At 37.5% G+C, this 13,203-nt stretch carries 13 protein-coding genes; 10 read left to right on the forward strand and 3 right to left on the reverse strand.

All coding sequences use genetic code 11. From position 1 onward, the window contains the following. Window positions 1-22 precede the first annotated feature (22 nt). The 9 genes from Q0N70_RS04615 (at window position 23) to Q0N70_RS04655 (ending at window position 8,596) form a co-directional block, all read left to right on the forward strand. Window positions 23-496: a divergent PAP2 family protein gene (locus tag Q0N70_RS04615; protein WP_276749859.1), complete on the forward strand. Its 474-nt coding sequence runs from the start codon at window positions 23-25 to the stop codon at window positions 494-496. Between the two features lies 1 nt (window position 497). After that, window positions 498-1,892: a hypothetical protein gene (locus Q0N70_RS04620; RefSeq protein WP_294014322.1), complete on the forward strand. Its 1,395-nt coding sequence runs from the start codon at window positions 498-500 to the stop codon at window positions 1,890-1,892. Between the two features lie 61 nt (window positions 1,893-1,953). Further along, entirely contained in the window at window positions 1,954-3,228 is a 1,275-nt protein-coding gene (locus Q0N70_RS04625) for a hypothetical protein (protein ID WP_294014324.1), read from the forward strand. Between the two features lie 9 nt (window positions 3,229-3,237). Beyond that, entirely contained in the window at window positions 3,238-4,314 is a 1,077-nt protein-coding gene (locus Q0N70_RS04630; RefSeq protein WP_294014326.1) for an RnfABCDGE type electron transport complex subunit D, read from the forward strand. Between the two features lies 1 nt (window position 4,315). Then, a complete protein-coding gene (locus Q0N70_RS04635) occupies window positions 4,316-4,819 on the forward strand; it encodes a hypothetical protein (RefSeq protein ID WP_294014327.1) in 504 nt (167 codons plus the stop codon). 27 nt (window positions 4,820-4,846) lie between these two features. Then, on the forward strand, window positions 4,847-5,461 hold the full coding sequence (locus tag Q0N70_RS04640; RefSeq protein WP_294014329.1) for a hypothetical protein: 615 nt from the start codon (window positions 4,847-4,849) through the stop codon (window positions 5,459-5,461). A gap of 1 nt (window position 5,462) precedes the next feature. Then, window positions 5,463-6,023: a hypothetical protein gene (locus tag Q0N70_RS04645; RefSeq protein ID WP_294014331.1), complete on the forward strand. Its 561-nt coding sequence runs from the start codon at window positions 5,463-5,465 to the stop codon at window positions 6,021-6,023. Beyond that, entirely contained in the window at window positions 6,017-6,619 is a 603-nt protein-coding gene (locus tag Q0N70_RS04650) for a 4Fe-4S binding protein (protein WP_294014333.1), read from the forward strand. The genes Q0N70_RS04645 and Q0N70_RS04650 overlap by 7 nt, the downstream gene beginning before the upstream one ends. Window positions 6,620-6,628: 9 nt before the next feature. Next, a complete protein-coding gene (locus Q0N70_RS04655; RefSeq protein WP_294014335.1) occupies window positions 6,629-8,596 on the forward strand; it encodes an alpha-amylase/4-alpha-glucanotransferase domain-containing protein in 1,968 nt (655 codons plus the stop codon). Between the two features lie 24 nt (window positions 8,597-8,620). Here Q0N70_RS04655 and Q0N70_RS04660 read toward each other — a convergent pair whose 3' ends face one another. The 3 genes from Q0N70_RS04660 to Q0N70_RS04670 all read right to left on the reverse strand — a co-directional run bounded on the left by Q0N70_RS04660 (window position 8,621) and on the right by Q0N70_RS04670 (window position 12,672). Then, on the reverse strand, window positions 8,621-9,748 hold the full coding sequence (locus Q0N70_RS04660) for a peptidoglycan bridge formation glycyltransferase FemA/FemB family protein (RefSeq protein WP_294014337.1): 1,128 nt from the start codon (window positions 9,746-9,748) through the stop codon (window positions 8,621-8,623). An 18-nt stretch (window positions 9,749-9,766) separates the two neighbouring features. Next, window positions 9,767-12,094: a methionine--tRNA ligase gene (metG, locus tag Q0N70_RS04665; RefSeq protein ID WP_294014339.1), complete on the reverse strand. Its 2,328-nt coding sequence runs from the start codon at window positions 12,092-12,094 to the stop codon at window positions 9,767-9,769. Between the two features lie 212 nt (window positions 12,095-12,306). Further along, window positions 12,307-12,672 carry a helix-turn-helix transcriptional regulator gene (locus Q0N70_RS04670; RefSeq protein ID WP_287053185.1) on the reverse strand — a complete coding sequence of 122 codons (366 nt, stop codon included), beginning with the start codon at window positions 12,670-12,672 and terminating at the stop codon, window positions 12,307-12,309. A gap of 104 nt (window positions 12,673-12,776) precedes the next feature. On the opposite strand from Q0N70_RS04670, the gene Q0N70_RS04675 reads away from it, so the two are divergent. Beyond that, window positions 12,777-13,202: a hypothetical protein gene (locus Q0N70_RS04675; protein ID WP_294014341.1), complete on the forward strand. Its 426-nt coding sequence runs from the start codon at window positions 12,777-12,779 to the stop codon at window positions 13,200-13,202. Window position 13,203: the final 1 nt, after the last annotated feature.

Consider the following 13,203-nt stretch of genomic DNA (forward strand, 5'->3'; position numbering starts at 1 on the left):
CTTATATGCTATAATTCTGCACATGAATTTAAAGGAACAGCTCCATTTGTTTTTTTCTCAGCCTGCTTTTTTGGCGTGCTTATTCAGCTGGCTGTCTGCTCAACTTGTAAAAACTCTTATAAAGCTTTTCTCTGGAAAAGTTCATAGTTTAAAAGAATTGTTCGAACTGCTTTTGTGGCGTACAGGAAGTATGCCGTCTAGCCATTCCGCGCTTGTAGCTACGCTTTGCACTACAATTGGCTTTCGCTCCGGCGTTAATAGCGATGTTTTTATTCTTTCGCTTGGTTTTTATTTGGTTACAATCCGCGATGCTGTTGGAGTACGCCGCGCAAATGGACTTCAGGCTGCAATGCTCAATAAAATAGGCCGTCTTCTTGCTGCAAAAAATATAATTGAAGAAGTCAAGCCAATAAAGGAAGTTCAGGGACATACTCCGGCGGAAGTTATTATTGGTTCGTTGCTTGGCTTTTTTATTGGACTTGCATTCAGTGTTTAAAATGAAGCCTAGCAAAGTAAAAATTTCATTTTCGATTGCGGCGGTTTGTTCCGCTTTTATTTTTCTCTTTGTCTTTAGGAGCATTCCTGTTTTTAGAATTTGGGACAGCTATAAAGTTGTTTATGCAGACAAATCTATTCCAGAGGAAAAAGTTCTTTCATATCTTGAAAACGCAGGCTGCCAGAATATCATAAGTCTTGGCAGGCAGCAGATTCCATTAGTTTCAGACTTTACGCCTGTTCTTCCAGATTCTTGCAATGAATATTTGACAAGCCGGCTTGGATATTTTTTTGACTATTCAAAATCTTTTTTGCTTTATTATGTTCCGAATGGCTCGGGTCAGCAAATTTTAAAAGCCTTGGAAAATCTTTCGCAGGAAACAGGGCTTCAAGCTGGAATAGACGGAATTCAGCAGTATCCGTTTGCAGTTCCTGTTGTTTGCATTATTGTTTTTCTTGCGTTTGCTTATTTGTCTAAAAATAAATTTCCGTTTTTTTTCTCTGCTTGCTTTAGTTTGATTTTGTCCTTTTCAAAGCCGTTTTATCCTGTTGCGGCGGCGGTTGTTCTGTATATGCTTTCATGCTATTTGGCTCAGCGGATTTGGGGAAGAAAAAAAGCTTTTTCGGTGCTTAAAAAAAATCCGTATTTTATAATTCCGCTTGCAGTTTCATTTTTGATTGCCTTGCTTTCTGGATGGCAGGAAGGCTTTCTTATGATTTTGTGCGGACTGGCTTCTTGCTCATCTCTTTTTCTTTTTGGAACTTTTGAATCTTTTATGGATTCAAGAAATTCTTTTAAAACTATAAAGATTTTTTCTGCGCCTCAGCTTCCGCTTATGTATCCTGCAACGGCTTTTCATACGCTTCTTTGCCTTGCGCCTTTGCTTGTTTTGCTTTTTTGTTTTATTTTCTCTTCCAATTTCAGTTTTACTTCTGGAAAAAATGTTTCGCTTCCTGTTCCTGTGGAATCTTCTTCGGAAAGTTCAATTCCGTCGTTAAAAGATTTTTACAGCTGGGCTTGGAATGTGGAGTCGTTTCCGTACAAAAACTTAAACAAAAATTCCGGCTTTGAAAATGTGCAAGAGGGAAGCGTTGTTTCTGTTCCTCGTTTTGAAGAAAAAAACGGCAGGATTTTTCAGGCGGATTCAATTGTGATGAAATTCAATTCGGATTTTAAAAACCGCATTGATAAAAAAATTGAATCTCTTGGCTACAATGCAATTGAAAAACTGATGTTGAAGCAAGGAGAAAATACGAGCGTTGCATACAGCTCAAAGGAAAATATTTCCAGACGGCCTGATGGATTCAGCGCGAGTTTGATTTTATCATGCCTTTTTGTGCCGGTTTTTCTTTTGCTTTTGTACGTAATAAAATCGAACCGGCGCAGAAGTTTGTAAGCTGATTTTTTGAAAAAAAGTTTGCTGGCTGTTTTTCGGTCAGCTTTGGGAAAAAAGATAAATGAAGACTGTTAATAATTTTGTTTTGCCTGGACATCCGATGTTTCAGGATTCTGTGAGAGCTTTTTTGCCGAGGAAAGTTGTAATTCCATTTAGGCAGTCGTGCGAGGCGGAGTATTCCTGCGGATTTCAGCCTGGCGATATTGTGAGGGAAGGTCAGATAATCGCTTCTCCAAAAAATTTTGCGGATGGTGCGAACATTCATTCTTCCGTTCCAGGAAAAATACTTTCGATTTTTAAATGTACGCTTCCTAATGGAACTTTGGGAAATGCGGCGGAAATCTCTACAGACGGTGCGTTTTCGTATCTTGGAAAAAAGCTTCCTTCTGTTGACTGGAATTTTTTGAACACAGAAACTTTGCTTGAAGAATTTAAGGTGAAGGGAATTGTAAACACATTCAGAAAAAAAACGGAATCACTTTGCGCCCAGATAACTCGTGGAAATCTTGTAAAAGAGCGTTTTGTAATCGTCAGAATGTTTGATGAAGATCCAAGCCGATTTACAGACAGTTTCATTGCAAAGAAATTTACTTCGGAAGTTGTTCAGGGTGCGTTGATTTGCTGCAAAGCTTTTAGCGCAAAAGGAATTGTTTTTGCTTTGCCTAAGAAATCTGACATTGAAATTTCCACAGAGTTTTTTGGCAATGTTCCTTTTTTGTTTGTAAATGCTGATACAGAAAAGTATCCTTGCGGCTTTATGCAGAATTTGATTAGAACAATTCGCAATGCTTCCAAAAATTCAGAATTTTCAAAAGTAAACAGCAAGTGCCTTTTTTTAGATCCTGAAACTGCACTTTCAGTTTTTGAAGCAGTTGTAAAAGGAATTCCTGTTATTGAGCGTTACGTCCATGTGCATGGAAGCTGCTTGAAATCCGTTGGAATGTTCAAGGCAAGAATCGGAGCCTCTATAAAAAGTCTTGTTGAGCAATGTGGCGGATTTAAAATTTCTCCTTCAAAAATTGTTGTAAACGGAATGATTACAGGAATGGTGGCTTCAACTTTGGATATTCCGATTACAAAATCTATAAAGTCTTTGGAATTTGTTCCTGCCACGGAGCTTTGCATTCAAGATGAAAAAAACTGCATAAGATGCGGAAAATGCAGAAATGTATGCCCTGAAGGGCTTTCGCCGGATTTGCTTTACAAGCATCTTGTTGAAAATTATCATCTTCCAAAAGAAATTTGCGCTACAAGTTTGCTTTGTTCCCATTGCTCAGTCTGCAACAGCGTTTGTCCTTCGCGCCTACCTTTGAGCCAGACAATAGCTTTATTATAAGGAAAAAAAATGACAAATATAGAGTTGAAAAAACATTGTACAAAAATAACATTGAATCCGTTTGCAAGCGCATCTTATTCACTTGGAACAATTTCATTTGTGATGATTGCGCTTCTTCTTGTGCAAGTCGCTATGCTGGCATTTTCAAAAAGCTTTGAATCTCTTGTTGTGCTTTTGTTTGCTTTGTTTGCTTCGGTTTGCGCGGAAGCTGCTTTTTATTTTTCTAAGCGGACTGAAAAACATACTTGGAGAATTTCTGTAATACAAGGCTTGATTGCAGGACTTTTGATTCCTTCGGTTTATCCAGTATATGCGGTTTTTGCCGTTGTGTTTTTTACATTGCTTCTCGGAAAATTTGTATTTGGAAACTTTGCTTCGTCCTGGGCTAATCTTGTTGCGCTTTGCATTGTTATTTTGTATTTTCTGAATCCTTCTGCGTTTCCTCCATTTGCTGTTTCTGCGCAGGATCTTCAGGCAAGAAATGCGGCGCTTTCCCTGATTCAAAATGGAACAGTTCCTTTGCTTGAACTGGATTCTTCAATCACAGAATTTTTGAATAGCTACGTATTTAAGTTTTTTGGAATTTCAATTCCAGACGGATATGTAAGCTTGTTTTGGGACAATGGTTCTGTGATTCCGGCTTTTAGATTCAACTTTATAACTTTAGTTTCTTCCATTATATTGATTTCGTTTGACATGGTGGATTGCATTTTTCCTGCGGTTTTCCTTTTTGTCTATTCATTTTTGGTGAGATTTTTGCTTCCGTTTTTTATAGGCGGAATTCCATTTCAAGGCGACATCTTGCTTGCTCTTCTTACAAGCGGAACTTTGTTTTGCACGCTTTACCTTTTGCAATGGTACGGAACTTTGCCAATGACTTTGTGGGGAAAAATTCTTTACGGAACTTTTGCCGGGCTGATTGGCTTTCTTATAATCGGAAGCGGAACTTCTTCTGCAGGCTATGTTTTTTTGATTCTTGTTATAAATTTGCTTTCTCCTGTGATTCAATTTTTTGAAGATAAAAAACTGTACGAAAATGTCTCCAAAAAACTTGTTCCGCGCCTAAAGGAAATCAGCGAGGTTTAAAATGCTTGAAGATGAAATTGAAACTGTAGACAATGAAAAAAAACTTTTTTATAAAACGCTTCTTATAAAATGCGGAATTTTCTGCGGAATCCTTGCAGGCTTTTTTGCAATTTTGGTTGTGTTCACTTTGCTTGGAAGAAATTCCTGGAAGAACGGACTGAAAAAAGAAACTGCTCAAGTTCTAAAAGATAACGGCATTGAAAATATTCAGCTTGGAAACTGGGTGAAAATAAAAACTGCGCTTACAGTTTCGGCTTCTGTGTATGAAGCGTTTTCTGAAAATAATAAAAATGAAATGTATGCTGTGATTATCCGTGTTCCAACTTTGTACGGACCAGTTCCTGCTGTTTTCATTTATTCAAATAAAAACGGAGCGCAGTTTATTGGTTTTTCACACATTGCAGGAAAAACAAATTCTCATATAAAAGCGAATTCGGAAAATTCTCAAATTGAATACTGGAAAAATAAAATACCAGCGATTATAAATACAAAATTTTCCCGCTGAATTTGACTGCTTTTTTGGAAGGTTAAAATGAAAAAAAACGAGCTTTATATTTATATACCGCTTTCATTTGCGCTTCTTCTTCCTGTTCCTGGAAGATTTGCTTATGGACTGATTATGATTTTTCTGCTTTATCTTATGTCTGTTTGCGGAATTCTTTTTAAGAAGTTTGCCGTTAAATTTTTTAATGCCGAGCTTCACAATGTGATTGTAACAATTATGCTTGTTTCTCTTTGCATTCTTGTCCGCCAGCTTGTGATAATTTTTTCGCCTCTGACTGCATTTGTTTTAGGAATTGCTTTTTTTATGCCGGCTTTTACTTCTTTTATTCTTGGAAACTTATATTCTTCTTCTGATTTGCCGGTTCTTTTTGAATTGAAAAATGTCCTTGTAAAGTGCAGTTTCTTTTGTGTTTTTGCGCTTGTGTTTTTCTTTATAAGAGATGTCTTTGGATACGGAACAATTTCTTTTCCTTCAGCAAACGGAATTTTTGAAATTCTGATTTTCAGTGCGGAAAATAAAATTTTGCCTTTTTCATTTTTAGCTTCAATTCCTGGAGCAGTTGTCCTTTTGCTTTTATTCAACACATTGTTTTTCAAAATAATTTCGGCTTTTGAAATCATAGAAACTTCACAGGTGGACTAAAATGTTTTCAGTATTTTTCTATTATATTTCTTATGCGTCTGTAGTTTTAGTTTATGGAATTGGAATGGAGCGGGCAGTGTTCCTTTCTGGAAATAAAAATCCGCTTTGGCTAAAAGCTATAAAAATGCTTATAACGGCAAGTTCTGTTTCCGCCTTGTCTTATCTTTTTGTAAATTCACTTTTAGTTCCCGCTGAACTTTCAGAACTTTATCCGTTTGCGGTTCTCTTGATTTTTATTCCTGTGTCAGTTTTTATAGAAGCGATTGTCAGGATAACCACAAAAATCAGCGCAGTTGAATTTTCTATTTCTCTTCTGTTTATTTTTGTCGGTCTTACAGAAAGCGCATCTCTTGCTGAATGCGTTTTTATAACTTGCATTTGTGTGCTTTCATTTTTTATTTTTATACCTTTTGTTTATTCTCTTTGCAGAAAATTTGATCTTTACGGCGGAAGAACTGAAAGCTCAAGAAATAATTTTATTCTTGCAAGCATTGCGATTATCATGCTGATTCTTTTGTGCTGGAATGTTTCATGGTTGAATAAAGGAGTTTTTCAATGGTAGCGGCGATTCTTTTTGGACTTCTTTTTATAATTGTTGTTTCTTTTGTCTGCGTTTTTATTTTTTATATTTTGTCTCCTTCGCTAAAAAAACAGGAAATTCCTTTTGAGAATTCTTTGATTTCCGAAACAGAGCTTTTGGAAAAATCTAGCTTTGAAGAATTTCCAGCGGCTACAGAAAATAAAGCTATTGTGTTATGTTCGCCTGAAAAAAAGTGCGGAGAAAAAAGAATTGATTATAATGGTCCTAAAAACTGCGCTTTGTTCTTTTCTGCTTTTGACACAGAATACAATTGCAAGTTTATTTGCGCAGGATTTGGAGACTGCATAAAATCTTGTCCGCGCGGCGCATTGTCTATAAAAAACAAGACAGCTGTTGTAAGCAGTCTTTGCAACGGCTGTGGAAAGTGCATTGATTCTTGTCCGCATAAAATTATAAAGCTGATTCCTGCCACAACTAAAAAAGCTGCATTTTGCAATTCACCTTTTTCTGAAAAAACGGAATGCTCGGAATTTCTTGCTGAAAAAGAAATCTTGCCTTTGGATAAGAGAGGCTTTAAATTCTGGAAAAAGTGCTATACAATATTCTGCAAAAGGTAAGCTGCTTTAATGAAGAGTAAATTCTGTCTTGTTTTAAATGCCGATTTAGAAAGTTCTGATGAAACTGTTTCGCTTGAAAAAAACTATCAGAATGTTTTTAAACCGTTGCTTTCATTTTTATATTCTCATAAAGACTTCTTTCTTACTATTGGATTTTCAGGACCGCAGCTTGCACATTATGAAAAAAAACACCCGGAATCAATAGAGCTTCTTCATGAACTTTCCTCTAAAAGGCAGATTGAAATAATCGGCGGCGGATATTATTCTCCGATTTTTCCTTTGCTTTTGCCAATGGACAGAAGCGGCCAGATTGAAAAAATGAATTCGCTTGTCCGTTCAACAATCGGAAAACGTCCGTGCGGAATGACTTTGTTTGGAAGCATTTGGGATTCTTGCCTTGTTTCAACTTTTCAGTCATGCGGAATGGAATATATTTTTCTGGACAGTTCTCTTGTTCCAAAAAAACATTTAAAGTGCTGTCCTCTGATTGCAAGCGAGCAGGGAAGAAGCATAAAAATTTTCCCGTCCTATAAAAATTTATTTCCGCTTGAAAATGAATCTTGCCAAGAATGGACTTCAAGGATAAAAACTTTTGCTTCAAAAATTAAGCCTGAACAATTTTCTTTTTCGGATGATCAGTTTTTTGAGCCTGTGCTATCTCTTTGTTTTTCGTTCGAGCAGTTCGGCGCTTTTATGAAATCTCAATGCTTTGATTCTATTTCTGAAAATGCAGAAGATGTTTCTTTTACAACTCCATATTTGTATTTGAAAAAATCAAAATTCTTTTCTCCGGCTTATATTCCTGCTGGAATGGACAGCGAAATTTCCAAGTGGAGCTTGATTCCGTTTGAACAGGTAGAAAACAAAACTGGATTTCCGCCAACAATACATGACTACTTGAATTTGTATTCGCAGAACAAACGGCTTTATGAGCGCATGGTTTATATCAGCATGCTGGTTTCGCAGTGCAAGGGCGGAGACAAAGTTAGAAAAACTGCATCGTCAGAAATGCTTTGGAAAGCGCAGGATGGAACAAATTATTTGTCGCCGGCATTTGGAGTGCCTTCACCTGCTGAAAAAAGACAAAAGGCTTTTCGCGCTTTGAATGAGGCTGAACGTTTGATTCGCGAAGCTGCAAAAATTTTCAGAGAGTCGCTTACTTCTTTTGATTGCAACGGAGACGGACTTAACGAATATATTTGCCAGATGGAAAAATACAATGCGGTTGTTTCTTTGTACGGCGGACAAATTTCTGAGCTTAATTTTATAAAGAGTGGAGCTAATTATGCCGCAAGTCTTTCCCGGATTGAAAAATTTGATTCTGGAACAGATTTTTATTGCCGCGGATTTTTCTCTGACCATTTGATTGAGCCTGAAAAATTTGAAAAATATTTGGCAGAGGAATCAATCGAGAATTGTATTTTTTCCAATTCGCAGTTTTCAGAAAAAAAACTTGAATCCAAACGGAAAGAAATTCAGCTTGAAGGAAACGGCCTTTTTTCTTCCATGAAGCTTCCTGTAAAACTTAGAAAGAATTTTATTTTTTCTTCAAGCGGAATTACAGTTCAGTATATTTTAAAAAATGAAAGTCCGATTGAATTGAACGCAGTTTTTGCAGTTGAACTTAATTTTGCCCAGACCCGCTTTGACAAGAAATTTGAAATGGAAAGCCAGTATTCCACTGAAGCTATATTGAATGAAACTCGTCTTCTTTTGCCTGATTCTTTTTATGCCGATGAGGGAGTTTCAATTATTCAAGTAAAAGATTCCGCAGACAAGCGCATTTTTGTGATTGAGCCGAATGAAGATTCCGGGCTTAGCTGCGCAATGATTGCATTTAAACGCCCTGTTGACGGTCTTGAGCCAAAAGTAACTTCTTCTACTTATAAAGTTGCACTTTTCTGGAATATAAATCTTTCTGCCGGAATGGAAAAAGAAAAGACAATCAACTTGAGTGTTATGCCTCTAAAAAAATGATAATAGCTTGAAATCAAGTTATTGTCATCTTCCTGCAAGTTTTTTCTTTAGACTTTTGTAGAACCAAGCGCGCAATTTTTCTGCTGTCCTATAAAGCGTGTACCAGTTTTTCTTTAGAACAACATCAAAGCTTCCAGGTCTGTGAATGAGTTTTCCGCCGAATCCAGTTTTAAAAAGAAACAAGCCGTGCATTGGATGGTTTTTATTTTCTTCTGGAGGACAGCCGTAAAAATCATAAATGGGGCATCCGAATTTTTTTGCATCGCAGATTGCATTCCATTGAAGCAAGTAAGCCGGCATAAAATTTCGCTTTATATTTCCTGATGCGCCGTAAAGATAAACTGCTTCTTTTTTACAGAACAAGGTTATTATTCCTGCAAGAACATCTGACTCATGCGTTGCAAGATAAAGTTTTACAACCGGAGCGTTAGGATTTTCTGCGCTTGAGTTTAACAAATCAAGATAGTAATTTTTTTGATGAAACTGAACTCCATCGCGTTCGCTTGTCTGCATGAAGAGCTTAAAAAATTCTTCAAATGCTTTTGAAAAATCAGCCTCTTTTGCAGAATAAGATTTTACTTCAACGCCTTTTTTTGCCGCAAGCCTTATGTTGTATCTCCATTTGCTTTTCATTTCAGAAAGAATTTTTTCTTCAGATTCCAAAAGTGAAAGCAAAACTGTGTCCGGCGGCTGTATGTCTGTGGCTGTCTTTTCTATGCGGAAATTTTCTTTATTATCTTTATGCTGCCTGAAAAATTTTTTTTCATTTGCGACAAAATTGTTTCTTTCTTCAAGATTTTCAAAGTCCAGCGCAGGGTCAAACCTTATGCAGATTGTATTCTGCGGCAGAAACTTAAAGATTTTTTTTGAAATGGATTCAAGTTCATTAAAAAAATTCTGCCTAAGATTTTCTTCGTTGCTAGAAAATTCTGGAGACATTGGAATATAGGCTATGCTGAATTTTTTTATTTTCAAGCTGAACGAGCGCACAAGAACTGAAAGGCATTTTTCATTTTCCTTGCATTCTTTAAAGGAGTCAACTTTGGAAATATTTTCTCCATCAAAGATAAAGAAATATGTTTTCCAGCCATGTCTGCCTTTAAAGTTTGCCCAAAATTCAGTTTGTAAAAAATGTTGCTCCTGATTCTGCATTTTGCTTTTTTCCGGTTTTTAGTGGACGCTTCCGTTTTTTGTTTTTACAGTTGAAATTTGTTTTTCTGCTGCGGTCAGAGTTTTTTCGCCGATCTGCACTTTGTTATCTGAAACTTTTATTTCAACTGCAAAAAAGTCTTCCGCCTGAATTTGCTCTGGCTTTGAATTTTCTGGCGAACCTTCAAGAACAACTTTTGTTCCAGGAATTGCCCAAGGAGCTTCGAGCGGCTCTACGCAGTCTTTTCCGTTTTCATCTTTGTAGTCGGCCGCAAGCAACATTCCACGGCTTTCAACTCCGCGCATTTTTCTTGGCGCGAGGTTTGAAGCAAGAATTATATGTTTTCCAAGAAGCTCTTCTGGCTTTAGGAAATCACGCAGTCCGCTTTGAATGATGCGTTCTGTTCCGCTTCCATCGTCAAGAGTTTCAATGTAAAGCTTGTCGCTTTCAGGATTGTTTTCAACTTTTGTGATTTTTGCAACTTTCAGCTCGATTTTTTCGTTGAACCATTCAGCCTGCTTTTCAAAAGGGAGAACTTCAATCTGTTTCTTTTCTTTCTTCTGTTTTTTTTCAGCTGGCTTTGCGTTGCGGTCTTTTTGTGTTCCTGAAAATTTCTGCCTGAACGCTTCCATTGTTTTCTGGTCGAGCGGAGTAAAGAAAACTTCCGTAGGTGAAACTTCGCTTAAACCTTCTGTGTTTCCAAGGTCAGACCAGTCAAGACCTTCCGGCTTTTGCTCATCGTTAAATCGTGGCTCGCTGATTTTCTTTCCGAAGTAAGACATGATTTTTTCTGCGAACTGCGGCATATACGGATGCGCCATAATCATAAGGTCTTTTATCATGTAGCAAAGATTGTGAATGAGTTTTGCAGCACGCTCTGGATCTGTCTCTCTTGTTTTCCACGGCTCTGTGTCTTGGAACGCTTTGTTTCCGATGTCGGAAATTGCAAACACTTCATGGAATGCGTCTTTTAAGTTCGCCCATTCAAGATATTCTGTTGCTTTTGCCTCATGCTCTTTTACCTGCGCCCAAAGCTCTTCATCAACTGGAGCGTCTGGAATTTTTGAGTCATAATATTTCTGAACAAAAAGAAGTGTGCGGTTTACAAGGTTTCCGAGGTTTCCGATTAGCTCTCCGTTGTAACGCTCGCGGAATTCTTTCCAAGTGAACTGGTAGTCTTGTTTTTCCGGGCGGTTGTAGAAAATGTAGAATCTCCAAGCGTCAGCCTTGATTCCGCTTTCCTTTGCGTCTGTTCCGAATACGCCTACACCGCGGCTTTTTGAAAATTTTCCGTCTTCGTAGTTAAGGTATTCTGTTGAAGACATATGGAACAATTTTGTAAAGTTGTGTCCGCTTCCAATCTGCGAGCATGGGAAAATTACCGTATGGAACGGAATGTTGTCTTTTCCAATGAACTGGAACAAGTCAACAGGCGGCTTATTTTTTGCTTCTTCACTTTCTTCTGGAAGCCACCAGCTTTTCCAGTCAAACGAAGGCTTGGATTTTTCAATAAGTTCGTCGGCAAGCTGCTTGGTTATTGAAATATATCCGATTGGAGCGTTGAACCAAACATAGAAAACTTTGTTCTCATATCCAGCCTTTGGAACAGGAATTCCCCATTTTAAATCGCGTGTGATTGCTCTTTCGTTAAGACCGTCTCTTATCCAGGCTTTTGTTATGTTTATTGCATTGTCTGACCATCTGCCTTCTTTGCTAGTCTTGTTCATCCAAGAGTCAAGATTTTTGCTGATTGAAGGAAGGTCTATGTAAAGATGCCGTGTTTCCCTTATTTCTGGAGTAGAACCGCAAGTTGCGCATCTTGGAGATTTTAGCTCAACTGGGTCTAAGAGAGATCCGCATTTATCGCACTGGTCGCCTCTTGCATCTTCGAATCCGCATTTTGGACAAACTCCGTGAACATAGCGGTCTGCAAGGAACATCTGGCAAGAAGGGCAGAAAAGCTGCTTGTTTGTGTGCTCTTTTATGAATCCGTTTTTATCCAGATCCTTGAACATTGCCTGTGTTATTTCTGTGCATTCTTCATTTGAAGTCCGCCCGAATTTGTCAAACGCAATGTCGAACCATTTGTAAATTTCGTCATGTTGCTTGTAGTAGTAGTCGCAAAGTTCGCGTGGAGTTTTCTTTTCTTCTACAGCGCGTGTTTCTGTGGCAGTTCCGTATTCATCAGTTCCGCAGACATAAAGAGTTTCATATCCACGGCTTCTGCAGAACCTTGCAAAAACATCGGCGGAAAGCATTTGTATTAAATTTCCAAGGTGAGGAATATTGTTTACATAAGGAAGGGCTGAAGTTACAAGTCTTCTATTTAAATTTTTAATATTTTCCATAATATTGCAATTATAACAAAATGAGCCTTTGTCCACAAGAGATTTTTGAATAAAGGAAGCGTTTGGAATGTTCTTGTGAAAAATTGATGAAAAAATCCGCATCACGGATATGGACAAGTCCGTATGGCGGATTTTATTGCGTCCGTGCCACGGATATGTACGTGTCCGCTATGCGGATGTGTAAATGTCCGTGGCACGGACTGAAATGTTTTTTATCTTTTAAAAGCTTTTATCAAATTTAAAATAGAAGAAACTTGTTCAATGGACAGATTTTCAAAGAAAGAGATAAGTTCTTTTTTCTCGTTTTCTGTATTTTTTGTTTTTTCGAAATATTCTGAGAAAAAATTTTCAGAATCAAAAAAATCAGCTGGTGTAATTTTAAAATACTCGCATATTGCAAAAAATCCTTGAAGAGACGGAAGTCTTTTTCCATTTTCAATTAGGTTTACATAATTTACATTTTGCCCTAGCGCAATGCTCATTTCTCGCGCGGAAATTTTATTTTTGTTTCGTAAATAGCGTATTCTGTCTGAAAATTCACTGCTATATTTGCTTGCTGATTCTTTTTCCGTATTCATTGTACATACTTTAAGATGTTGTTTTTAAAAACTTGCAATCTGTAGGATAAAGTTGTATACTTGTACAATCTTAAAGATTGTAAATATTTAGAGGTATTTATATTTTGACTCGATACGCCATTCTTTGCGGTTCAGCCCCTGACGGATTCACACAGAAAAAAATAAACGAAATGCACGATTTTCTCACAAGCGATGCCGGCGGTTTCTGGGCTGAAAAAGATATTGTGATTTTCCCGAACGGTGTTACAGAAGCGATGCTTTCTTTTGTGCTTGAACGGCTTAAAGCGGAAAAAACTGAACAAATTCTTCTATATATATGCACTTTGTCGCCGGTTGCGGATGATAATAAGTCGGTGTGGCTTGGCGGCGAGGAAGTGAGCAGAAGAGTGATCGAGGCATTCTGCGTGGACGGACATGGTCAGGTGATTTATGACTGTGGCAGGGAATTTGAGAGGGAAGAAGAGATGGAAGGTGTTGCTGAAAGTTCTATTTTTGAAACGAATCTTCAAGATTTTAGAGGTTCTTTATAAG

This window comes from uncultured Treponema sp. (assembly GCF_945873775.1).
Classification (GTDB): domain Bacteria; phylum Spirochaetota; class Spirochaetia; order Treponematales; family Treponemataceae; genus Treponema_D.